The 23,795-nt window shown below is 63.9% G+C and carries 19 protein-coding genes; 13 read left to right on the forward strand and 6 right to left on the reverse strand.

Annotated features, from left to right (window positions below; translation table 11 throughout):
- Positions 1 to 84: 84 nt before the first annotated feature.
- The 3 genes from KZO25_RS08320 to KZO25_RS08330 form a co-directional block, all read right to left on the reverse strand.
- Positions 85 to 834 (reverse strand): DUF1338 domain-containing protein, encoded by a 750-nt coding sequence (locus tag KZO25_RS08320; protein ID WP_316935598.1) that lies wholly within the window; start codon positions 832 to 834, stop codon positions 85 to 87.
- A gap of 170 nt (positions 835 to 1,004) precedes the next feature.
- The gene (locus KZO25_RS08325; RefSeq protein ID WP_066444494.1) at positions 1,005 to 1,280 is read right to left on the reverse strand and encodes a GrxA family glutaredoxin; all 276 of its coding nucleotides are present in this window, start codon (positions 1,278 to 1,280) and stop codon (positions 1,005 to 1,007) included.
- 155 nt (positions 1,281 to 1,435) lie between these two features.
- Positions 1,436 to 2,257, reverse strand: coding sequence for an inositol monophosphatase family protein (locus KZO25_RS08330; protein ID WP_223136584.1), 822 nt, complete (start codon positions 2,255 to 2,257; stop codon positions 1,436 to 1,438).
- Between the two features lie 97 nt (positions 2,258 to 2,354).
- Here KZO25_RS08330 and hybE point away from each other — a divergent pair, with 97 nt between their 5' ends.
- Positions 2,355 to 2,801 carry a [NiFe]-hydrogenase assembly chaperone HybE gene (hybE, locus tag KZO25_RS08335; protein WP_223136585.1) on the forward strand — a complete coding sequence of 149 codons (447 nt, stop codon included), beginning with the start codon at positions 2,355 to 2,357 and terminating at the stop codon, positions 2,799 to 2,801.
- A gap of 18 nt (positions 2,802 to 2,819) precedes the next feature.
- Here the strand turns inward: hybE and KZO25_RS08340 are convergent, their stop codons facing one another.
- Positions 2,820 to 3,359 carry a response regulator transcription factor gene (locus KZO25_RS08340; RefSeq protein ID WP_223136586.1) on the reverse strand — a complete coding sequence of 180 codons (540 nt, stop codon included), beginning with the start codon at positions 3,357 to 3,359 and terminating at the stop codon, positions 2,820 to 2,822.
- Between the two features lie 39 nt (positions 3,360 to 3,398).
- Positions 3,399 to 4,664: an ATP-binding protein gene (locus KZO25_RS08345; RefSeq protein ID WP_223136587.1), complete on the reverse strand. Its 1,266-nt coding sequence runs from the start codon at positions 4,662 to 4,664 to the stop codon at positions 3,399 to 3,401.
- A gap of 259 nt (positions 4,665 to 4,923) precedes the next feature.
- Here KZO25_RS08345 and KZO25_RS08350 point away from each other — a divergent pair, with 259 nt between their 5' ends.
- The 11 genes from KZO25_RS08350 to KZO25_RS08400 all read left to right on the forward strand — a co-directional run bounded on the left by KZO25_RS08350 (position 4,924) and on the right by KZO25_RS08400 (position 20,758).
- Positions 4,924 to 6,078 carry a GlxA family transcriptional regulator gene (locus tag KZO25_RS08350; protein WP_223136588.1) on the forward strand — a complete coding sequence of 385 codons (1,155 nt, stop codon included), beginning with the start codon at positions 4,924 to 4,926 and terminating at the stop codon, positions 6,076 to 6,078.
- A 127-nt stretch (positions 6,079 to 6,205) separates the two neighbouring features.
- Complete coding sequence (locus KZO25_RS08355) at positions 6,206 to 7,183, forward strand: dipeptidase (protein WP_223136589.1); 978 nt, start codon at positions 6,206 to 6,208, stop codon at positions 7,181 to 7,183.
- Positions 7,184 to 7,364: 181 nt separating this feature from the next.
- Entirely contained in the window at positions 7,365 to 7,910 is a 546-nt protein-coding gene (locus KZO25_RS08360) for a DUF5943 domain-containing protein (protein WP_223136590.1), read from the forward strand.
- A gap of 24 nt (positions 7,911 to 7,934) precedes the next feature.
- Positions 7,935 to 10,007, forward strand: coding sequence for a dimethylglycine demethylation protein DgcA (dgcA, locus tag KZO25_RS08365; protein WP_223136591.1), 2,073 nt, complete (start codon positions 7,935 to 7,937; stop codon positions 10,005 to 10,007).
- Between the two features lie 292 nt (positions 10,008 to 10,299).
- Complete coding sequence (locus tag KZO25_RS08370; protein WP_223136592.1) at positions 10,300 to 12,321, forward strand: (Fe-S)-binding protein; 2,022 nt, start codon at positions 10,300 to 10,302, stop codon at positions 12,319 to 12,321.
- Complete coding sequence (locus tag KZO25_RS08375) at positions 12,321 to 13,604, forward strand: electron transfer flavoprotein subunit alpha/FixB family protein (protein WP_223136593.1); 1,284 nt, start codon at positions 12,321 to 12,323, stop codon at positions 13,602 to 13,604. The genes KZO25_RS08370 and KZO25_RS08375 overlap by 1 nt, the downstream gene beginning before the upstream one ends.
- Positions 13,594 to 14,418, forward strand: coding sequence for an electron transfer flavoprotein subunit beta (locus KZO25_RS08380; protein WP_223136594.1), 825 nt, complete (start codon positions 13,594 to 13,596; stop codon positions 14,416 to 14,418). The genes KZO25_RS08375 and KZO25_RS08380 overlap by 11 nt, the downstream gene beginning before the upstream one ends.
- A gap of 150 nt (positions 14,419 to 14,568) precedes the next feature.
- A complete protein-coding gene (fdhA, locus tag KZO25_RS08385; protein ID WP_066444520.1) occupies positions 14,569 to 15,762 on the forward strand; it encodes a formaldehyde dehydrogenase, glutathione-independent in 1,194 nt (397 codons plus the stop codon).
- 179 nt (positions 15,763 to 15,941) lie between these two features.
- A complete protein-coding gene (locus KZO25_RS08390; RefSeq protein ID WP_223136595.1) occupies positions 15,942 to 17,660 on the forward strand; it encodes an NAD(P)H-dependent oxidoreductase subunit E in 1,719 nt (572 codons plus the stop codon).
- Positions 17,661 to 17,664: 4 nt separating this feature from the next.
- Positions 17,665 to 20,505, forward strand: a complete 2,841-nt coding sequence (gene fdhF, locus KZO25_RS08395; RefSeq protein ID WP_223136596.1) for a formate dehydrogenase subunit alpha — start codon at positions 17,665 to 17,667, stop codon at positions 20,503 to 20,505.
- A 13-nt stretch (positions 20,506 to 20,518) separates the two neighbouring features.
- Positions 20,519 to 20,758 carry a hypothetical protein gene (locus KZO25_RS08400; RefSeq protein ID WP_223136597.1) on the forward strand — a complete coding sequence of 80 codons (240 nt, stop codon included), beginning with the start codon at positions 20,519 to 20,521 and terminating at the stop codon, positions 20,756 to 20,758.
- A 225-nt stretch (positions 20,759 to 20,983) separates the two neighbouring features.
- Here KZO25_RS08400 and KZO25_RS08405 read toward each other — a convergent pair whose 3' ends face one another.
- Positions 20,984 to 22,270 carry an aromatic ring-hydroxylating oxygenase subunit alpha gene (locus KZO25_RS08405; protein ID WP_223136598.1) on the reverse strand — a complete coding sequence of 429 codons (1,287 nt, stop codon included), beginning with the start codon at positions 22,268 to 22,270 and terminating at the stop codon, positions 20,984 to 20,986.
- Positions 22,271 to 22,574: 304 nt separating this feature from the next.
- Between KZO25_RS08405 and KZO25_RS08410 the strand changes: the two genes are divergently transcribed.
- A complete protein-coding gene (locus KZO25_RS08410; protein WP_223136599.1) occupies positions 22,575 to 23,681 on the forward strand; it encodes a hybrid-cluster NAD(P)-dependent oxidoreductase in 1,107 nt (368 codons plus the stop codon).
- Positions 23,682 to 23,795 lie beyond the last annotated feature (114 nt).

Raw genomic sequence — 23,795 nt, forward strand, 5'->3', positions numbered from 1 at the left:
AGCCCTTCTGGTTTCTGGGTAGCAAGGTCTTGCAACCTTCTCTTTCACAGTGTTATCCACAGTTTTTGTGGATAAGCGCGAGCTTCAAGAAATCTCGCAGCGGGTATGGTGCGGTAGCAAAAGCTCGACGGCTCGTTCATGGTCGCTGCTCAGACGCTTTTGCATCAGGGCCAGGCCCCCCTGGGGAATACGGTGCTCATCGCCATCGGCGAAAGCGATACGTCGTGAACAGGTGGGATAGAAGCGATAATTGAGCAGTGGCGAGATCGGGAAGAGCCCATGTTGTCGATCCTCGCTACCGTTCAGCCCGGTCTCCTTGAGGGCTTCGTCGAGACTGTCGATTTCACGCCCGATATGCTCGCAGTCGTATCCAGCATGATGCATGCTTGGTCCCATGACAGCCAGCCAGCCGGCCAGCGGATGGGCTTCACAGAGCATGCGATAACTGGACCAGTCGGGCATCGCCCAGGGACGACCGCGCGTCAAAAGGTTCTGCCCGCGGGTATCCTGAGGATGCGTATTGGCGACGAGATCGGCGAGTCGGGCCCTGGGTTCACGCGATAGTGTTCCCATCTGCAGCTCAGCCAGTATGAGCCATGGACCGTCATCGGGCGGGGCCAGCAGGGTGACCAACAGGCCACGGTCCGCCATGGCATAGCGTTGGATGGGACGAAAGCCGAGATGCCCAAGGGTGGGCAAGAGATCGGCAGAAGCAAAGGGCGCTTGATTCAGCGTCAGTATCGCCAGGTATTCGGCTGAGGTGCTGGTGGGCCACAGGCGCAGGGCCCCTACCTCCGTATTCTGGTGGATATAGTCCAGCCAAAGCTGTTGCAAGAACTCTTCCCGCTGCATCGTTGCCGTTCCTTGTCTCCTGAGGCGCCTGTCACAGTACGCTTGGCGTCAGTATAGGTGCTGCCGGCAATTGGCTTTCAACGCAGAAAGAGCGCTCAACGAAGTAAGGACGCTATGGGGAGCTGAGCAGTCTGCTCCTCGAGGATTGGCTGTCAGCCGTTACTGGTTTGCGACAAGAGGTCGTGCTCACGCACATACTGGTCGAACTCAGTAAAGCCACCCACGTGGGACTGGTCGACGAATATCTGCGGCACGGTCGTGACCGGCTTGCCGATGGTCTTCTCCATGTCGGCCTTGCTGATGCCTTCTACCAGGATATCGACGTAGCGGTGGCCCTCGATGGCACCGGACGCTTCCAGCCGCTCGGCAAGCGCCTGGGCACGAACGCAGAAGGGGCAGCCGGGACGGCCGAAAATCACGACGAACATAGGAGCACTCCTGAATAATGTTGGCGCTATTGTGACCGATGACCTCTTTGGGCGCCAATAGCGACCCGCTAGCCAAGGCATTGCCCTTGGCTATCGATCTGCATGCCGTTGCAACGCATAGGCCCTGGCAAGGGCATCGCCGGGAGCCGGTCAGCTCAGAAGAGCGTTAATTCATTGTCATCGGCGGCGCGAAGCAGGTCGGCGAGTTCCGCATGGATCTCCGGTGCGCTGACCAGCAGGTTTTCGCCGTAGAGGTCCTCGGGGATACCCTTCGGGCAAGGGTAGAGATGACCGCCCCTGGCGCCGGCCTCGCGGGCGATCAGCAGACCGGCGGCGAAGTCCCAGGGCGAGACGCTTTCGTAGTAGGCGTCAAGCCGGCCGCAGGCGACGTCGCAGAGGTCCAGTGCCGCCGAGCCGTTGCGGCGCACGTCCTGACAGTGCTGAAGAATTGCCATCAGACGGCGCATCAGGGGAGGGCGACTATCGCGCCGATAGGGAAAGCCGGTGGCGACCAGGCAGTGCTCCAGGTTGGAGCGACGACTGGCATGGATGGGCTTGCCGTTGCACCAGGCACCCTGGCCATACAGGGCGGTGTAGGTTTCTCCCAGGAAGGGGGCGTGGACCACGCCGAGCCGGGTCCTGCCCTCGCTGACCCAGGCGATGGAAACACCGACATGATGAAGACCATGGGCGAAATTCACCGTTCCGTCGATGGGGTCCACGACCCACAGGGCTTCTGTCGTGGCCATCGCCGTGTGATCCGGTGCCAGCTCTTCGCTGAGCCGTGACTCGCCCGGCAATGCGGCCTCCAGCCGCTCGCTGATCAGTGTGTCGACCTCAAGATCGACATTCGTGACCAGCTCCTGTCCCTTCTTGTAGCGCTGGTTGAATGCCTGGCCCTGGCGAGCCGCGATGATGTGCTCTCCGGCCTGGGTTGCGATCGACACAGCCAGCTCGAGGCGGTCCTGGGGAAGCATGAGCATTCCTCGTCGCAGTTGGAACTGCCAGAATAGCAGCCGTTGTGTTTTCCTGCCGAGCCGAACGGCACGATCAACCAGTTGAGAAGGAGCGCCAATGCAGGCCCTGACCCCCGAGCAGTACGAGCGTCTTCGCGATTTGGCTGCCGCTTGGCAGCAGCAGCAGGGCCGAAGCCTGAAGGCCTCGCCTCAATACAATCCGCGATTGACCGTGGATGCGCTGTGCTTTCAGGTGCTGCCGGAGGATCCGTCGGACGGGGAGGACACGGCCTACCTGGCCGGCGCCCTGGTCACTCCGGTGTCGCTGTCGCTGGTGCTGGTCCCTGCCGAGCACAGCTCGCCGCCGCCAGAACCGGGAACACGCCGGCATTTCACTCTGCCATCGGGGCGCTACCCCTTCATTGCGGAACGACCCGCAACTTCGGTGTGGCTGTGGCGCTGCGAACTCATTGACGATCTGTCGGACCTCGACTCCTTGCAGGAGGCGAGTCGGCTGGCCCAGCGAATGATGGACAAGGTGATGAGCGTCGACGGCAAGGCGTAAGCACGCTTTCTGCGGGAGTTACCGCCGCACCGGCCGTTTCTGCAGCTTGCGCTGCAGGGTGCGGCGATGCATGCCCAGGGCGCGGGCGGTGGCGGAGATATTGCCGTCATGTTCCTGCAGTACTTTCTGAATGTGTTCCCAGGCGATGCGGTTGATGGACGGAGGGGTGACGGCCAATTCGGCGTCTGGGTCGCCCTGCTCGCGGCCAAGGGCGATGAGGATCTCCTCGGCATCCGCCGGCTTGCAAAGGTAGTTGACGGCTCCGAGCTTGATCGCTTCCACGGCGGTGGCGATGCTGGAGTAGCCGGTCAATACCACGATACGACAACTGGGCAGCACGTCGAGCAGCTCCGGGAGCAGCTTGAGGCCAGAGCTCTGTTCCAGCTTGAGATCCAGCGTGGCGAAATCCGGGCGGTGGCGCCGAGCCAGGGTAATCGCTTGTTCTGCATCGTGTGCCACGATGACGTCGAAACCACGCCGGGTCATGGCGCGAGACAGGACATGGCAGAACATTTCGTCGTCGTCGATGATCAGCAGGCGTGAATCGGCGTCTTGCATGGCAACCTCGGCGCTTCGTTCGTAAGGGACACCGCCCGGTCAGGGCTCGCTGGGCGGCAGGGTCACTTCGGTCAGCGTTCCCCCGTCAGGATGATTATACAGGCTAACGCCTCCGCCGAATCGGTTGATGGTCGCATGGGTAAGAAAGAGGCCGATACCCAGCCCCTTGCTCTTGGTCGAGACGAAGGTCTCGCCGAGCTGGTCGGCAATTTCCAGGGCGACCCCGGGGCCATGGTCGCGGATATCGATTACCACTTCTTTGGCGGACCAGTCGAGCCGGATGCTGATGTTGTCCGGATTGGCATCCGCAGCATTGTTGAGCAGGTTGGTGATGGCCTGTTCGAGCGTGGCGTCCACCTTGAGCCAGGGCGTGTTGCTATGGCTGCCGATGTCCAGCCGATGGCTGACGTCGGGTCGCAACACCAGCCAGCGTTGTACGACGCTGGCCAACCACTCGCGCGCATCGCACACCTGGGGTTTTGCCATCCGGCCTCGGTCAGCACTCTGCACCAGGTGGCGCAGTCTTTCCTTGCAGACATCCACCTGCTGACGCAGCAGGTCGACATCCTTTTCCAGCCCCCTGTCGCCACGGACTTCCTCGCGCATCTCGCTCAATAGAACGGCCATGGTCGATAGTGGGGTGCCCAGTTCATGAGCGGTTCCCGCGGCCTGGGTGGCCACCGCCACAACCTGCTCGTTGCGCAGGGCTGCTTCCCGCGTGCGTGATAGCGCCTGTTCTCGGCTCCGGAGGGCGTGGGCCATCTTGTAGATGAAGAAGGTGACGAGACCGGCCGAAAGGGCAAAATTCAGCCACATTCCCAGCACGTGGAGATCGATGGCTTCGTCATCATAGTGATGGGTCAGCTGTGGCACGGGGTAGTAATCGAACATCAGCATCGTGTAGGAGGCCATGGCCGCCGAGGCGATTAGCCAGGCATAGCGCCAGGGCAGCGTGGCGGCGGCGATGGTCACTGGGATCAGGTAGTAATTGATGAAGGGGTTGGTGGAGCCACCGGTGAGGTAGAACAGCAACGTCAGGCCCAGGACATCGGCGAGTAGGTGCAGTACGTATTCAGAGTGACTGACGACCCATTGACGGCCGAGTCGCCACCAGGTGAAGAGGTTGATGAGCCCCATGGCAACAATGACCCCGATGACTGCAACCACCTTCAGTTCGAAGTGAAGCAGCTCAACGCCGATGATCACCGCGGCCAGGAAACCGGTCCAGGTGATACCGCGTACGATGGTCAGTCGGACCAGGTTGCGGCTGGGTGTTGAAAGCGGCAGGGGCAGTGCGGAGGGCATGGGTGCTCCATTGTAGAACCTTCCCCCTATCATAACCCGTGGCGTTGGTGTGGTAGCCAGTGCTCTCCTCGATTGTGTCACTCAATGGGAAAGGTGCGCCCATAGAGAAAAATACGATAAGCGATCAAGCTCGTGATTCGATAAAGTGAAAAACATGCCGATATGCGACAGGATGTCGCGCGTGGACAAGCACTGCAAATAGGAATCGGACTGTGGGGTGGCCATAAGTGTCACACCTGAGCCGCTGGGGAGAGTCACCATGACGAACACATCACGCAAGGATCCTGACGGATTCAGGAGCCTGCAGACCAAGGGCAACGGGATCAAGACCCAGACCATCGGGTTTCTGCTGTTGGACAATTTCACCTTGATCTCGCTGGCCTCTGCCATCGAACCCCTGCGCATGGCCAACCAGTTGGCCGGTCATGAACTCTATCGCTGGTACACACTCACCGCCGATGGCGAACCCGTCAGCGCCAGCGATGGACTCAAGGTGACGCCTGACGTCTCCCTGCGGACTCCGCTGACGCTGGATATGGTGGTGGTCTGTGGCGGCGTCGGTCCCCATCGTAGCGTGCAGCGGGAGCATGTCGCCTGGCTGCAGGGCCAGGCCCGACTATCCCGTCGTCTCGGCGCAATCTGTACCGGCAGTTGGGCATTGGCCAAGGCCGGCCTGCTCGATGGCTACGACGTCAGTACCCACTGGGAATGCATGGCCGCGATGCGTGAGGCCTTTCCCCGTGTCGAGCTGACCACACGGCTGTTCTGTATCGACCGTGACCGCGCCACCTCCTCCGGGGGCACCGCGCCACTGGACATGATGCTCAATCTGATCGCCAAGGATCATGGCCGGGAGCTGTCTGCCGGTATCTCCGAGATGTTCATCTGCGAGCGCGTGCGCAACGAGCAGGATCAGCAGCGCATCCCCCTGCGTCATGTGCTGGGTACCACGCAACCCAAGCTGCTCGAGAGCGTGGCACTGATGGAGGCCAATCTCGAAGAGCCCATAGGGCTCGACGAACTGGCCTGCTATGTCGGTATCTCCCGGCGTCAGCTCGAGCGGCTGTTCCAGAAGAACCTTGACTGTTCGCCTTCCCGCTATTACCTCAAGCTTCGCCTGACCCGTGCCCGTCAGTTGCTCAAGCAGACATCGATGTCGATCATCGAGGTGGCATCGGCCTGTGGCTTCGTCTCGACCCCCCACTTCTCGAAGTGCTACCGCGAGTTCTTCGGTTTTCCTCCCAGGGATGAGCGCATTGGCAACCTCCAGCCGGTTGCGCGCCTGCAGGTCGACGCCCTTTTCAAGGATGCTGCCTTCGAGGTGATATCCGGTGAGCCGGTTTCCAGCGCCCTGGTCGCGCTTGACCAGGCACGGGGGGAGCCCACCTATGCCAGCGTAACGGTCACCAAATAGCCGGGGAGATGTCGCCTTTACGACAGGCGTGACGCAATTGGAATTCTCCCCGTCGCTTCCAGCCTCCGTGTAGATAGCTTGCCGGCGCTATGCTGCCGGCAGGCAACGACAACACGGAGATTCGGTCATGAGCCCCCACGAGCTGCACCAGGACGCCATCGTCATCGATGGCCTCATCATCGCCAAATGGAACCGTGAGCTGTTCGAGGACATGCGCCGCGGTGGCCTGACGGCGGCCAACTGTACCGTCTCGGTGTGGGAGGGCTTCCAGGCCACCGTCGACAACATCGTCAAGTCCAACCAGCTGATGGCAGAGTGCAGTGACCTGGTGCGCCCGGTACGCACTACTGCCGACATCAGTCGCGCCAAGGAGGAGGGCAAGACCGGCATCATCTACGGTTTCCAGAACGCCCATGCCTTCGAGGATCAGATCGGCTACGTGGAGATCTTCAAGCAGCTCGGCGTGGGGATCGTGCAGATGTGCTACAACACCCAGAATCTGGTGGGCACCGGCTGCTACGAGCGTGATGGCGGACTCTCCGGCTTCGGTCGCGAGATCGTCGCCGAGATGAATCGGGTCGGCATCATGTGCGACCTCTCCCACGTTGGTTCGACGACCTCCGAGGAGGTGATCCTCGAGTCGCAGAAGCCGGTCTGCTACTCCCACTGCCTGCCCTCGGGCCTCAAGGAACACCCCCGCAACAAGTCCGACGAGGAGCTGCGCTTCATTGCCGATCACGGCGGCTTCGTTGGCGTGACCATGTTCACCCCCTTTCTGCGCGCCGGCGTCGACGCCACCGTCGATGACTACGTCGAGGCCATCGAGTACGTCATGAACATCGTCGGTGAAGACGCCATCGGCATCGGTACCGACTTCACCCAGGGCCACGGCCAGGACTTCTTCGAGTGGCTGACCCACGACAAGGGCTATGCCCGCCGTCTGACCCGCTTCGGCAAGATCGTGAACCCTGAGGGCATCCGCACCATCGGTGAGTTTCCCAACCTCACCGAAGCGCTGCTGCGCCGCGGCTTCAGCGAGTCCCAGACGCGCAAGATCATGGGCGAAAACTGGGTGCGTGTACTGAAGGATGTCTGGGGCGGCTGAGATAGCCCTATAGCAAGGAGCGCCGGCCCGAAGACGCGGCTTAACCGGCGATAGGTCTATGAGGGGGCGCTGTAAACCCTTCCCTGGGCGCTACTTTTGCCATCCATGGCAAAAGACCCCCTCTACGACCTATCCCCGGCGCCGCTCACCTTGCATAACAACGATTTCGAGGAACAAGACCGTGACCAAGATGGCCCCTGAACTGCCCATCGAAGTGGATAGCGAGACCGGCGTCTGGACCAGCGATGCCCTGCCGATGCTCTATGTGCCGCGCCACTTCTTCATCAACAACCATGTCGCCGTCGAGGAGGCCCTGGGTGCAGAGACGTACGCCGAGATCCTCTACCACGCCGGCTACAAGAGTGCCTGGCACTGGTGCGAGAAGGAGGCCGAATGCCATGGCCTCGAGGGCGAATCGGTGTTCGAGCACTATATGACGCGGCTTTCGCAGCGTGGCTGGGGCAAGTTCATCACCGAGGCGATCGACCTCGAGGCGGGAACCTGCCGGGTGCGCCTGGAGCACAGCGCCTTCGTCTACCAGCTGGGCAAGGTGGGCCGCAAGGTTGAGTACATGTTCACCGGCTGGTTCGCTGGCGCCATGGACCAGATCCTGGCGGCACGCGGCAACAGCCTGCGCACCGTCGCCGAGCAGACCCAGAGTGCGGCCGAGGAAGGCTGCGACGTGGGCTATTTCGAGACCAAACCGCTGACCGGCGCCGCCCACTAATCCCGGCGACGAGGAGAGATATCCATGGCATTCGAGGCACTCTTCGAGCCGATCCAGATCGGCAAGCTCACCATCCGTAACCGGGTCGTCAGCACTGCACACGCCGAGGTGCATGCCACCGACGGCGGCATGACCACCGACCGCTACGTCAAGTACTACGAGGAGAAGGCCAAGGGCGGCTGCGGCCTGAGCATCTGCGGCGGCTCCTCGGTGGTCTCCATCGATAGCCCCCAGGGTTGGTGGAGCTCGGTGAATCTCTCCACCGACCGGATCATTCCTCACTTCCAGAACCTGGCCGATGCGGTGCATCAGCACGGCGGCAAGATCATGATCCAGATCACCCACATGGGACGCCGCTCACGCTGGGACGGTTTCGACTGGCCGACACTGGTATCGCCTTCGGGTATTCGCGAGCCTGTACACCGCTCCACCTGCAAGACCATCGAGGAGGAGGAGATCCGGCGCATCATCGGTGATTTCGCCCAGGCTGCGCGCCGGGCCAAGGAAGGGGGACTCGACGGCGTCGAGCTCTCTGCCGTACACCAGCACCTGATCGACCAGTTCTGGAGCCCGCGGGTCAACAAGCGCGAGGACCAGTGGGGCGGCAGCTTCGAGAACCGCATGCGCTTCGGCATGGAAGTGCTCAAGGCGGTGCGCGCCGAGGTCGGCGACAACTTCGTTGTCGGCATGCGCATCTGCGGCGACGAATTCCACCCGGACGGCCTCTCCCATGACGACATGAAGCAGATCGCCGCCTACTACGATGCTACCGGCATGGTGGACTTCTTCGGCGTGATCGGCTCCGGCTGCGACACCCACAACACCCTGGCCAACGTCATTCCCAACATGTCCTACCCGCCTGAGCCCTTCCTGCACCTGGCGGCTGGCATCAAGGAAGTGGTCAGCGTGCCGGTGATCCACGCCCAGAACATCAAGGACCCCAACCAGGCACAGCGTATCCTCGAGGGTGGCTATGTGGACCTGGTAGGCATGACCCGGGCGCATATCGCCGATCCGCACCTGATCGCCAAGATCAAGATGGGCCAGGTTGACCAGATCAAGCAGTGCGTGGGCGCCAACTACTGCATCGACCGCCAGTACCAGGGCCTGGACGTGCTGTGCATCCAGAACGCCGCGACGTCCCGCGAATACATGGGCCTGCCCCATATCATCGAGAAGAGCGAGGGCCCCAAGCGCCGCGTGGTGGTGGTGGGCGGCGGCCCCGGCGGCATGGAGGCGGCCAAGGTGGCGGCCGAGCGCGGCCATGACGTCACCCTGTTCGAGGCCGCCGAGGCCCTGGGCGGGCAGATCACCATCGCCGCCCAGGCCCCACAGCGTGATCAGATTGCCGGCATTACCCGCTGGTACCAGCTGGAGCTCGCGCGGCTCAAGGTAGACCTGCGCCTTGGCACCCGTGCCGATGAGGCCACGATCCAGGATCTGCGACCCGATATCGTGGTGCTGGCCACCGGCGGTCAGCCGTTCATGGATCAGTATCCCGAGTGGGGCTATGCCGAAAACGCCGAGGAGAGCCTGGTGGTGAGTAGCTGGGACATCCTTTCGGGCAAGGTGGCCCCGGGCAAGAACGTGCTGGTGTATGACGCGATCTGTGAGTTCTCGGGTGTTTCGGTGGCGGATTTTCTTGCCGACAAGGGCGCCAAGGTGGAGATCGTCACCGACGATATCAAGCCGGGCGCGGCGGTGGGCGGCACCACCTTCCCGACCTACTACCGCAGCCTCTACGAGAAGGAGGTGATCATGACCTCCGACCTGATGCTGCATAAGGTCTATCGCGAGGGCGATTCTCTGGTGGCGGTGCTCGAGAACGAGTACACCGGCGTCCAGGAGGAGCGGGTGGTGGACCAGGTGGTGGTGGAGAACGGCGTGCGTCCCGACGAGGTGCTGTACTACGCCCTCAAGGACCAGTCCCGCAACAAGGGCCAGGTGGACCTGGAGGCGCTCTACGCCATCCAGCCCCAGCCCTGCCTGAGCGAGGCGGGGGACGGCTTCCTGCTGTTCCGCCTGGGCGACTGCACGGCGCCGCGTAATACCCATGCGGCCATCTACGACGCCCTGCGGATCTGCAAGGATTTTTAACCGCCAGAGGTCCGCTCCAGGCCGAGGGCATGCGCAAGCTGCGCCTTCAGCAATTCGCCCGAGTCGAGACGCCGCAACGCGGTTCTGCCGAAGGGATTCGGCAGAGGCGTGGGGGCCAGGGATGGCCCTTCCACGCCGTGACCGCAGGTTGCCAGTCGAGACTCGGCACAGCGAATGCGTGGCGCGCTTGAGGATGGCCCTCGGACGGCAATGCCGGCGCATGCGAAGGCGCTGAATAGCCGTTATGTCGGATGTTAACCCTGGCTATACCACTATCGATGAGGTGAGCACCATGCTCGAGACGCTCCTGCCGATTCTGATCTTCGCCGCCCTGGCGCTGGCGGTGGTCGGCGCCTGGCGGCGTATCCGCCTGTGGCGTCAGGGGCGGCCCGCCGAGGTCGACCTGCTCCGCGGGCTTGCTGCCATGCCGCGCCGCTACCTGGTGGACCTCCACCATGTGGTCGGGCGCGATAAAGTGATGTCCAATACCCACGTGGCCACCGCCGGTGGCTTCGTGGCCGCCGCCGTGCTGATGATCCTGGTGCATGGCTTCGGACTCGCCAACCCGGTGCTGGGCGGACTGCTGCTGGCCGCCAGCGCGACCATGTTCGTTGGCAGCCTGTTCGTCGCCAAGCGGCGGCGTAATCCGCCCGCACGGCTCTCCAAGGGGCCTTGGATGCGGCTGCCGAAGAGCCTGATGGCGTTCTCGGTAAGCGTCTTCCTGATTACCCTGCCGACGGTTGGCGTGCTACCGCAAGACGCTGGCAGCTGGTTCCTGGCGCTGGTACTGAGCGCGGTGTTGGTCTGGGGCCTGGGCGAGATGTTCTTCGGCATGACCTGGGGCGGGCCCATGAAGCACGCCTTCGCCGGCGCCCTGCACCTGGCCTTCCATCGCCGCCCGGAGCGCTTCTCCACCAAGTTGGGAGGAGAGGGGCGCTCAACCGGCCTCAAGGCGCTGAACCTGGACGATCCCGGCGCCAAGCTGGGGGTCGAGACGCCCAGCGACTTCACCTGGAACCAGCTGCTCGGCTTCGATGCCTGCGTGCAGTGCGGGCGCTGTGAGGCGGTTTGCCCGGCATTTGCCGCCGGCCAGCCGCTCAATCCCAAGAAGCTGATCCAGGACATGGTCGTCGGCATGGCCGGGGGCAGCGACGCGGCCTATGCCGGCTCTCCCCACCCTTCACAAGGGCTTGGGGGCAAGCCGGTGGGCGAGCATTTTGGTTCTCCCCATGGGCCCATCGTGGCGCCTGACTCGATGAAGAGTGGCAAGGCCCTGGTGGACGCCGAGACCCTGTGGTCCTGCACCACCTGCCGTGCCTGCGTGGAGGAGTGCCCGATGATGATCGAGCATGTCGATGCCGTCGTCGACATGCGTCGTTTCCTGACCCTGGAGCACGGCAATACGCCCAACAAGGGTGCCGAGGTGCTCGATAACCTGATCGCCACCGATAACCCCGGCGGCTTCGACCCCGGCTCGCGGCTGCACTGGGCTGCGGATCTCAACCTGCCGCTGATGGCGGACGTCAAGCAGGCCGATGTGCTGCTGTGGTTGGGCGACGGCGCCTTCGATATGCGTAACCAACGCACCCTGCGAGCCCTGATCAAGGTGCTGCGGGCCGCTGAGGTGGAGTTCGCGGTGCTCGGCGTTGAAGAGCGCGACAGCGGCGATGTGGCGCGTCGCCTGGGCGACGAGGCGACCTTCCAGTCCCTGGCCAGGCGCAATATCGCCACCCTCGCGAAGTACCGTTTCCAGCGCATCGTCACCTGTGATCCTCACAGTTTCCATGTGCTGGGTAACGAGTACGGCGAGCTGGGCGGCCCCGGAGCGCCGGACCGCTATGAGGTACGCCACCACAGCACCTATATCGCCGAGCTGTTCGAGGCGGGGCGCCTGCACTTCGCACCCTGGAAGGGCGGCAAGGTCACCTACCACGACCCCTGCTATCTGGGCCGCTACAACGGCGAGTACGAAGCACCGCGCAACGTGCTAAAGGCGTTGGGAATCGAGGTCAAGGAGATGGAGCGCTCCGGCTACCGTTCGCGCTGCTGCGGCGGTGGCGGTGGCGCCCCCATCACCGATATTCCCGGCGAGCGGCGGATTCCCGATATGCGCATGAACGACGTCAAGCAGACCGGTGCCGAGCTGGTGGCGGTGGGCTGCCCCCAGTGTACCGCCATGCTGGAGGGTGTGGTGGATGCCTCGGCGGAAGTGCGTGATATCGCCGAGCTGGTGGCCGATGCCCTGGTGGCGCGTCCTGCCGTCAAAGTGGTCGATGCCGCCGCCAACAAGACGACCGCCGAGGAGGTGACCTGATGAGCGAGATTCGTCGCCGCGATCCACGTCGCGAGTGGATCGCCCGCAATCGTCTGCATCCCGAGCACGCCGCAGCAGTGGCCGAGCAGGAGGGGGGCGCCATCAGCGAGTGGCTGGGCCCCAACGGAGTGATACGCAAGAATCCTCGTGCCATCGGCTTTATCGGCCCCAATGGCGTCAAGCGCATCGACCGCAGCGGTGCCCAGCAGGGTAACCAGGCGACGGGCGCGGCCCGCCAGGCAGCCCAGGATAGCCGTCGTGATGTCATCATCGAGGATCCCGCCTTCCTGGTGACGGTGGTGCCGGATATGCCAGGCGGGCGACTATCCGGCCATGACAAGGACCTGCTGGGCCTGGCCCGGCAATTGGCGGATGCCGACGCCGACCGTCCCGGCGCCGTGTTGGCCGTGGTATTTGGCGAGCATAAGGAAGATGCCTTTGGCGAGGCGGGCATCGATCGACTGCTTCACGTCAATGGTGACGCCTACGCCGGTTTCGCCCCAGAGGCGCGGCTGGCGGCGCTCTGTGCCGTGGAGCGGGAGCTGGCGCCGCGTCACTGGCTGCTGCCCGACTCCCCCCTGGGCGGGGCCGATCTGGGGCGCCGCCTGGCGCTGCGCCTGAGTGAGGGGAGTGGCGAGCGTGCCGCCACCGGCGTCTGGCAGATCGAGGCTGATGGCGCCGCGCCCCTGGGCTGGCGCTGTACCGCTCGTGGTGCGGCGGGGAGCCTGGATATCCAGCGCCCGCTGCCGCGGGTCACGCTGGCGCTGGCCGAGTGTGCCGAACCGGTGGACGAGACCCGGCATGGCGCCGAGCGGCTGGCGCTCAGCATCGAGCCGCCTGCGACCCTGTCGCGGATCGAGGACCTGGGGCAGGTCGCCGTCGACCCGGCCGGCGTGGCCCTGGCCGAAGCCGAGTTCATTATGTCCGCTGGCAATGGGGTCAAGAATTGGGAGGGTTTCCACCACGCTGCCAAGGTGCTGGGGGCCACGGAAGGGGCCTCCCGGGTGGCCGTGGACGACGGTTTCATGGCACGCGACCGCCAGGTGGGGGCCACCGGCACCTGGGTTACCGCCCGGGTCTATCTGGCGGTGGGCATCAGTGGGGCTATCCAGCATCTACAGGGCATCCAGAGCTGCGACAAGGTGGTGGCCATCAATCTCGATCCTGGATGCGACATGATCAAGCGCGCTGACCTGGCAGTGATCGGTGATAGCACCGAGATCCTTGCCGCCTTGGTAGCTATGGTGGAGCAACAGCGAGGAGGGCAGAGCGATGCGGCCTGAGCAGAAGGGAATCGAGGTGGCGGTACTGGTCTCGGTGGGCCGCCACCCCATCACCGGGCGGGCCCGTCGCGCCGATCAGGATGCCCGGGGGCTGGAGCTGGCCCTGGGCCTGGAACGCCAGTTGCCCGGCAGCCGGGTGAGACTGCTGCATGCCGGCCCGCGCAGCGAAGAAAGCGAAGCGGCGCTGCGCGGCTATCTAGGCATGGCCGCAGGCGCTGGCACGGGGCTGGACACCCTGACCCTGCTGGAGCAGGCCGAGGAGAGCGATGCCATCCCGGCGCTGGTCCGGCACCTGGCCGAAGCACCGCCGCAGCTGGTGATCACCGGGGCCCGGGCGGAGCGAGGCGAGGGCTCGGGGCTCCTGCCCTATGCCCTGGCCGAGCGCCTGGGCTGGCCCCTGGTCAATGGGCTGGCCGCGGTGGAGAAGGTCGAGAATGGCGTGGCGACGGTGCTGCAGGCCCTCCCGCGGGGCCAACGACGGCGCCTCAAGGTGCGGCTGCCGGCCATCGTCAGCGTGGATGGGGCGGCGCCGGCGGCGCGCCAGAGCGCGTTCGGCCCGGCTCGACGGGCCGAGCTTGATGCCACCCCGGTGGCCGCCGAACCCGACCGGGAACTTGCTCAGTGGCAGTTCGCCCCGGCCCGCAAGCGCCCCAAGCGGTTGAAGATCGTCAAGGCCGCTTCGGCAAGGGATCGTTTCAAGGCCGCCGCCGCCAAGGCGGAGGGCGGCAGCGGCCAGGTGCTGGAGGGCGTATCGGCGGAGCAGGGGGCCGAGGCGATCCTTAAGCTGCTCGAGGCAGAAGGGGTGCTGCGATAGGCCAAGCCGGTCCCCTTGTCTCGCACAGGCATGCCGATGCCTCTTTTGGGCAAGTGGCGTGCCCGGGAAGGCATAGGCTGGAGCAGCACGACCGGAAAGGTCGTCTTTCACCCCTCAGTCATACCCTGACAACAAGTACAGGAGTCAGCCATGAGCCAAGCCAACCGCGGCGTCGTCTACAAGGGCCCGGGTAAGGTCGACGTCGAGTCCATCCCCTATCCGGAGCTTGCCCTCGGCAATCGCAAATGCGACCACGGTGTGATCCTCAAGGTCGTTACCACCAACATCTGCGGCAGCGACCAGCATATGGTACGTGGACGTACCACCGCGCCCTCCGGCCTGGTGCTTGGGCACGAGATTACTGGCCTGGTGGTCGAGTGCGGACGCGACGTTGAATTCATTCAGCCAGGTGACCTGGTCTCGGTGCCCTTCAACATCGCCTGCGGACGCTGCCGCAACTGCAAGGAAGGCCGGACGGGGATCTGCCTCAACGTCAACCCGGCGCGCCCGGGTGCGGCCTACGGCTACGTCGACATGGGCGGCTGGGTCGGCGGCCAGACCGAGTACGTCATGGTGCCCTACGCCGACTTCAACCTGCTGAAGTTCCCGGACACCGACCAGGCCATGGAGAAGATCCGCGACCTGACCCTGCTCTCGGATATCTTCCCCACCGGCTTCCACGGCTGCGTGACCGCCGGTGTCGGGCCCGGCAGCACCGTCTATATCGCCGGAGCCGGCCCCGTGGGTCTGGCGGCGGCGGTTTCCGCCCAGTTGCTTGGCGCGGCCTGCGTGATCGTCGGTGACATGATCGAAGAGCGCCTGGCCCAGGCGAGGAGCTTCGGTTGCGAGACCATCGACCTGACCCAGGATGGCGACATGGCCGACAAGATCGAGGTGATCCTCGGCGAGCGTGAGGTCGACGCCTTCGTCGACTGCGTCGGCTTCGAGGCCCACGCCTGTGGTTGCAACCACGGCAAGGAAGCCCCGGCCACGGTACTGAACTCGGCAATGTCGCTGACCCGCGCCGGTGGCCAGATCGGTATCCCGGGCCTCTACGTGACCGAAGATCCGGGTGCGGCCGACGAAGCCGCCAAGCAGGGCGCTCTGAGCATGCGCTTCGGCCTCGGCTGGGCCAAGTCCCACAGCTTCCACACGGGCCAGTGCCCGGTGATGAAGTACCACCGCCCGCTGATGCAGGCGATCCTGTTTGGCAAGGTCAAGATCGCCGATGCGGTCAATGTCCAGATGATCACTCTGGACGAAGCCCCGCAGGGATACGCCGACTTCGATGGCGGTGCGGCGAAGAAATTCGTCATTGACCCCCATGGCAGCGTGGCTGCCTGAGACCGGATAATGGCAGGTATAGCGTTGCGATAGACGATGAGCCTCGGTTCCCATCGAGGCCCATCCCATCATGCCCCAGCGGGGACAGTGTATTGTCTGGCGCGCCGGCCATTGTCCTAGTATAGGGGGAGTGACACCATGAATCCGCCACTACCAACAAGACCGAATAACGAGCCCCCATGACCGTCCAGACCGTGAATCCCAAGCGCCGTTTTCGTGGCAAGCCCCGCGGCCGTGAACTCGACACCGATGAGCTTGCGGCACTGCGCCAGCTGATTGGCGATGAGCGTGAGCAGCCCGAGATGCGCCGGCGCGACCTGTTGATCGAGCACCTCCATGCGATTCAGGATAGTCGCGGGCATCTCCCCCTGGCAGCGCTTCGCGCCCTGGCCAGCTACATGAATCTTCCCATGGCCGCGGTCTACGAGACCGCGACCTTCTATGCGCATTTCGACGTGACCCACGACGATCAGCAGGCACCGCCCGCGATCACGCTGCGGGTCTGTGATTCACTCTCCTGCCAGTTGGCCGGTGCCGAGGCGCTCCGGGCTCGGCTGGAGGAGGGTGCCGACCCTGCCGAGGTGCGCGTGCTGCGGGCGCCCTGCATGGGACGCTGCGAGACCGCGCCGGTAGTGGAGGTGGGCCATCGCCACCTGGGGCATGCCACCCCCGAGCGCGTGACGGCGGCCCTGGAGGCTGGGGATCTGCATCCCGATCCCATCGACTGGCCCAGCCTGGCCGACTACCGGGTCGTTGGCGGCTACACGCTTCTGGCAGACTGCCGTGAAGGGCGCGTGTCGGTCGAAACCTTGATGCAGGAGCTGGAAGAGGCGGGCCTGCGCGGCCTGGGCGGTGCCGGCTTTCCCACCTTCCGCAAATGGCACTTCGTGCGTGCCGAACCCGGGCCGAGGTACTGCGTCATCAATGCCGACGAGGGCGAGCCCGGCACCTTCAAGGATCGCTACTACCTGGAGCGTGAACCGCACCGTTTCCTGGAAGGCGCCCTGGTGAGCGCCTGGGCCGTGGAGGCCGAGGCGCTCTATATCTACCTGCGCGATGAGTACCCGGGCCTTCATCGGGTACTGCGCGAGGCGACCGAAGAGCTGGAGCAGGCGGGCCTGGTCGACCCCGGCTACGTGGTACTGCGTCGCGGTGCCGGGGCCTACATCTGCGGCGAGGAGTCGGCGTTGATCGAGTCGCTGGAGGGCAAGCCGGGCAAGCCGCGCCATCGTCCTCCCTTCGTGGCCCAGAAGGGGCTCTTCGACCGGCCGACCCTGGTCAACAACGTGGAAACGGTCTACTGGATCCCGGTCATCCACAAGCGTGGCGCCGAGTGGTTCGCAAGCCAGGGGCGGCATGGCCGCAAGGGGCTGCGCAGCTTCTCGGTCTCCGGCCGGGTTCGTTATCCCGGCGTGCATCTGGCGCCGGCCGGCATCACCTTGCGCGAACTGGTCGATGAGTACTGCGGTGGCATGGCAGACGGGCACCGTCTGCTGGGGTATCTCCCGGGCGGTGCCTCCGGCGGTATCCTGCCGGCGAGCAAGGCTGACGTTCCCCTGGACTTCGACACCCTTCAGGAGCACGGCTGCTTCATCGGTTCCGCCGCTATCATCGTGCTCTCCGACCAGGATGACCTGCGCGGGGTGGCCACCAACCTGCTGGCCTTCTTCGCCGACGAATCCTGCGGCCAGTGCACGCCGTGCCGGGTCGGCAGTGAAAAGATGCTGACCCTGCTGGAGCGCCCGGAGTGGGATGCAGCGGCGCTGGATCGCCTGTCGCAGGTGATGATGGACGCCTCGATCTGCGGGCTGGGCCAGGCGGCTCCGAATCCGGTACTCGGTCTGCTCAAGGATTTTCGGTCCGAATTGGCCGATCAGAACGTGATTGTCAGGGGATGAAACCATGAATCAGGAAACCTTTACCCTGACCCTGGATGGGCATGAAATCAGCGCCACGCCGGGGGAAACCCTGTGGCAGGTCGCCAAGCGGGCCGGCGAGACCATTCCCCATCTCTGCTTCAAGGATGCGCCGGGCTATCGCAGCGACGGCAACTGCCGTGCCTGCATGGTCGAGATCGAAGGCGAGCGCATCCTGGCGGCGAGCTGCCTGCGCCAGGCCGCTCCCGGCATGGTAGTGAAGAGTGCTACCTCCGATCGTGCCCGGGTGGCGCGTGAGGGGGTCATGGAGATGCTCGCCGTCGACCAGCCTGCTCGCCATGCGAGCCCCGATCGCTCCAGCCACTTCTGGGCCATGGCCGACCAGCTCGCCGTCGATGCCGATGCGGTGCGCCAGTGGCTGCCTGAGCAGGGCGAGCGCAGCCAGCCGACGGTGCATCATGTGGCCGACCGCGAGTCCTCGTTGACGCAGGACCGCTCCCACTCGGCGATGGCCGTCGACCTCAATGCCTGTATCGAGTGCAACCTCTGCGTACGAGCCTGCCGTGAAGTCCAGGTCAATGACGTCATCGGCATGGCTCATCGGGGCGCGGCGTCGAAGATCGTCTTCGACTTCGACGATCCCATGGGGGATAGCACCTGTGTGGCCTGCGGCGAGTGCGTGCAGGCTTGTCCTACCGGAGCGCTGATGCCGGCGACCCTGGTCGATGCGGCTGGCCACGGCGACTCCCGTGCGGCCGATCGCAAGGTCGACTCGGTCTGCCCCTATTGCGGCGTAGGCTGCCAGCTGACCTATCACGTCAAGGATGACCGGATCCTGTTTGTCGAAGGACGCGACGGCCCGTCGAACCAGAATCGTCTCTGCGTCAAGGGCCGCTTCGGTTTCGATTACCCCAATCATCCCGCACGAATCACCCGGCCCTTGATCCGCAAGGCCGGGGTGCCCAAGGGGCTCGACCCTGCCTTTGACCCTGCCGCGCCGCTGACCCATTTTCGTGAGGCGAGCTGGGATGAGGCGCTGGATATGGCCGCCGATGGCCTGAAGCGGCTCAAGGTAGAGCATGGCCCCGCTGCGCTGGCCGGCTTCGGTAGCGCCAAGTGTACCAACGAGGAAGCGTGGCTGTTCCAGAAGCTGGTACGTACCGGTTTCGGCACCAACAACGTCGACCACTGTACTCGGCTGTGCCATGCCAGCTCGGTGGCGGCGCTGATGGAGTGCATCGGCTCGGGGGCGGTCACTGCCTCGTTCATGCAGGCGGAAAAGGCCGACGTGGTCATCCTCACCGGCTGCAATCCGGCCATCAACCACCCGGTGGCAGCGACCTTCTTCAAGCAGGCGGCCAAGCGCGGCACCAGGTTCATCATCATCGATCCCCGTGGCCAGTCGCTGGATGCCTATGCACACCTCAGCGTGCGGTTCAAGCCGGGGTCCGACGTATCGCTGTTCAATGCCCTGCTCAATGTCATCGTCACCGAGGGCCTCTTTGATGAGGCGTATGTCGCCCAACACACCGAGGGGTTCGAAGCGCTCAAGGCCCATGTGGCGCCCATGACCCCCGAAGCGATGTCCGGGGCTTGCGGCGTGGATCCGGCAACCATCCGTGAAGTGGCGCGTGTCTATGCCACCGCGGAGAGGGCGATGATCTTCTGGGGCATGGGTATTTCCCAGCACACCCACGGCACGGACAACGCCCGTTGCCTCATCTCGCTGGCGCTGGCCTGCGGCCAGATCGGCCGTCCGGGCACGGGCCTGCATCCGCTGCGTGGGCAGAACAACGTCCAGGGAGCCTCCGATGCGGGCCTGATTCCCATGGTGCTGCCCGACTACCAACCGGTCGCTGATGCCCAGGTTCGTGCCGCTTTCGAAGAGCTGTGGAATACGCCGCTGGACGACCAGCCGGGGTTGACCGTGGTGGAGATCATGCACGCCATTCATGACGGTACGATCAAGGGCATGTATATCCAGGGCGAGAACCCCGCCATGTCCGATCCGGACCTGGCGCATGCCCGCAGTGCCCTGGCGCAACTGGAACATCTGGTGGTGCAGGATCTGTTTGTGACCGAGACCGCCCAGTTCGCCGATGTGATACTGCCGGCTTCCGCCTGGCCGGAGAAGGATGGCACCGTTACCAATACCAACCGACAGGTACAGCTTGGCCGCGCCGCCGTGCCCATGCCTGGGGAAGCCCGGACGGACTGGTGGATCATCCAGGAGATCGCCCGGCGCTTCGACCTCGATTGGCACTACGATCACCCCCGCGACGTCTTCGCGGAAATGAAGCAGGGCATGCCTTCGCTGGATCACATCAGCTGGGAGCGCCTGGAGCGGGAGGCGTCGGTGACCTATCCCTGCCCGGCAGACGACGAGCCGGGGGCCGATGTGGTATTCAGCGATGCCTTCCACACCGAGAGCGGCCGCGCATCCTTCTCGCCGACCCTGCCGCTGCCACCGGACGAGCCGATCGATGCCGAGTACCCGGTCGTGCTCACGACCGGGCGCCAGTTGGAGCACTGGCATACCGGTTCCATGACCCGGCGCGCCCAGGTGCTCGACGACCTGGAGCCGGAAGCGGTGGCGACCCTGGCACCGGCTGAGATGCGCCGGCTGGGGGTGGAGCCCGGCTCCGCCCTTACCATCACCACGCGCAGGGGGAGCATTACCCTGTCGGTACGTACCGACCCAGCCATGCCCGAGGGCATGGTGTTCGTGCCGTTCTGCTACGCCGAGGCTGCCGCCAACATCCTGACCAACCCGGCGCTGGATCCCTTCGGCAAGATCCCGGAGTTCAAGTATGCCGCCTGTCGCTTGAGTGCCGAAAAGGCAACGGCGCCGGTGGAGAGCGTATAAGGAGAGCAGACCGATGATGATCGTCGACCTGATAGATGACGATGATTTCCGTGACCGCTTGGTGGCGCTCGGTATCCGTATCCCCGAGGGAGCCAGCCCGGAAACCAGCGCCCGCCTGGCACGGCTTCAGCATGACGAGGAGGGCGTGCCGGGTCTTCAGGAGCTGGTGCAGGCGCTCGGCGAGCGGACCGACATCATGCTGCCCTCGGTGAGGGCAGCACTGGATGAGGTCCTGTTGCCTGCCCTCGAATAGCAGGATCGGACCAACGTAGTGTTACTGGAAGACGCCCCCGACTCGAGAGAGTTGGGGGCGCTTTTCGGTGTGCCAGGCCCATGTCAGGATGCCGCAATCGTCGGCCTGACCGCTGTTGGCTTGGTCATCCCTGTGGACCTGGTCATGTCGTGGTCGAACCAATGCGAGCTGAAACGACGGGACCCGCGCAGAGGCGGGTCCCGTCAGGTAGGGGCGGGCAAGCGATCAGCCGCGTACGACTTGAAGACTGGGTGTGACCTGGCCGATATGCTCCTGCAGTCGCTCGCAGTACCAGTCGATGAAGTCGATGACGCCGAACTCATAGGTGGGTGAATAGGGGCCTGGCGAGTAGGCCTTCGAGTTGATGCCGCGCTGGTTCTCTTCGGCCAGCCGACGATCCTGGTCGTTGGTGGCGTCCCACACGCGCCGCAGTGCCGTCGGGTCGTAGTCGACGCCTTCCACCGCGTCCTTGTGTACCAACCACTTGGTTGTCACCACGGTCTGCTGTGGTCCCAGCGGCATGACGCGAAAGACCACCGCGTGATCGCCCATGACATGGTTCCAGGAGTTGGGCAGGTGCAGGATGCGCAGCGAACCCATGTCGGGGTCGGTCAGTTTGCCGAGCAGTCGCTTGCAGCCCTGTGTGCCGTCCATGGTCATGGAAACGCGCCCTTCGAGCAGGGGGGTGCGGGTCAGGCGATTCCGGCGGCCGTGGCGCTGCAGCGCCCAGGGAATATCGAGCGCATCCCAGTCGCTCTGCTTTTTTGCCACCAGGGCCTTGTAGGCATCGGTGGCGCGGGGGTCGTCGGTATCGTCGAATTCCTGTAGCGAGTTGAGCAGCTCCGGGTGCGCGCCGTTACAGTGATAGCATTCGCGATTGTTCTCGATCACGAGCTTCCAGTTGGCCTGCTCGACGATGGTGGACTCCACGGCGACCTTGGCGTTCTCCAGGTCATGTGGGGCCAGATAGCGCGATACGCTCGCCAGGAAGTCATCGATTGAGGGAGGCGTGTCGGACAGGCAGATGAAGATGAAGCCGCCGGCAATCTCTACGGCGATGGGGCGCAATCCATACTCGGCGAGATCGAAGTCGCTGCCCATATCGCTGCCAGCGAACAATAGCCTGCCGTCGAGCTCATAGGTCCACTGATGATAGGGGCAGACCAGCTTGGCCACCTTGCCGCGTGACTGGGTGCAGAGCCGCGACCCGCGATGGCGGCAGACATTGTGGAACGCGTGAATGGCACCCTCGGCACCACGGACGATGATGATGGGGTTATCGCCCACGTCGAGAGTAAGGTAGTTCCCCTTGGCCGGAATCTCGCAGCTCATGCCGGCAAACAGCCACTCCTTCTCGAAGATCGTCTCCATGTCGAGGGCGAAGAATCGGCCATCGTTGTAGAACGGCTGAGCCAGCGAGAAACCAGGCTGGCGGTTGTCGAGACGGGAAGCCACATCATGACGAGTGGCAGAGAGTGGGTCGTCGAGCGGCGAGGGTGTAGCAGTGGACATCAAGGGCATCCTTTTTGACGGGCTGGTGAATGAGGTTCGCGTCATCCGGGACCTTGCGGAACCATCGGAGGCAAGCAGAGTGTGGTCCAGCGTCGAGATGGGTCCATGCCTTGCAGCGACGCCGACAGGTGTGGTTACGACCTGGGTCATGTCGATGTCATGGGCGGCTGGCCTCTTCAGGCAAGTCGATGTCGCTGGCAGAACAATGGGGGGAGTCTCCCAACCCTCAAAATGTCCTTAAACAACGATCTAGCCATGAACGGCTGGCCCTCAACCTTCTGGCTTACCCTTGGCGAGACGAGATATGACAATGAACTTCCTCAATCCTGTCACTACCCAGACATGGACCAACGGCCGCCATATGGTGCGCTGCGTCAAGGTGATTCAGGAGACCTGGGATGTGCGTACCTTCTGCTTCATGGCGGAGCAGCCGGTGCTGTTCTTCTTCAAGCCGGGGCAGTTCGTGACGCTCGAGCTGGAGATCGATGGCGAGGCGATCATGCGCTCCTACACTATCTCCAGTTCGCCATCGATTCCCTACAGCATCTCGATCACCGTCAAGCGGGTGCCGGGTGGCCGGGTGTCCAACTGGCTGCATGACAACATGAAGGTCGGCGACGAGCTGCCGGTGCATGGTCCGGTGGGCAACTTCAACTCGATCGACTTTCCCGCCGACAAGGTACTATTCCTCTCCGGTGGCGTTGGCATTACGCCGCTGATGTCGATGACCCGCTGGTTCTTCGACACCAACGCCAGTGTCGATGTGGAGTTCATTCACAGTGCACGTGCCCCGCGTGACGTCATCTACCATCGCGAACTGGTGCATATGTTCTCGAGAATTCCCGAGTTCAAGCTGCATATCGTGTGCGAGAAAAAGGATGACGTTGGCGAGGCCTGGGCCGGCTACCGCGGGTATCTGACACAGCCGATGCTGGAGTTGATGGCACCCGACTTTTTGGATCGTGAGATCTTCTGCTGCGGCCCCACGCCCTACATGAACGCAATCAAGCGCATCCTGCACGATAACGGCTTCGACATGAGCCACTATCATGAGGAGTCCTTCGGCGCCACGCCGCTGGATGTGCGAGAGGACGTACTGGAACTGGCTGAACAGGCCGAGGCAGAGGCCGAGGAGGTCGATGTCGCCGACATGCTCAGTGTGGAATTCAGCTCCTCCGGCAAGAGCGTGCGCATCCAGCCGGGCGAGACGGTGCATTCCGCTGCCGCGAAGCTCGGGCTGCACATCCCCAAGGCCTGCGGCATGGGCATCTGTGGCACCTGTCGTGTCCCGTTGGCTTCCGGCGAGGTGGAAATGGAGCACAACGGTGGCATTACCGATGAGGATGTTGCCGAGGGGTATATCCTTTCATGTTGTAGTACGCCCAAGGGTAATGTGGTCGTCGATTTCTAGGCTGCCCAACGACACTCCTCGGCCAGTCACTTCCCTGGTCGGCCACAAGAAGAGCCCCGCATGTGCGGGGCTCTTCTCGTTGACGCTTTCTCTTTCTGTTCCATGCTCCCCGTT

The sequence above is a fragment of the Halomonas sp. ANAO-440 genome, assembly GCF_019915905.1.
Lineage (GTDB): Bacteria > Pseudomonadota > Gammaproteobacteria > Pseudomonadales > Halomonadaceae > Halomonas > Halomonas chromatireducens.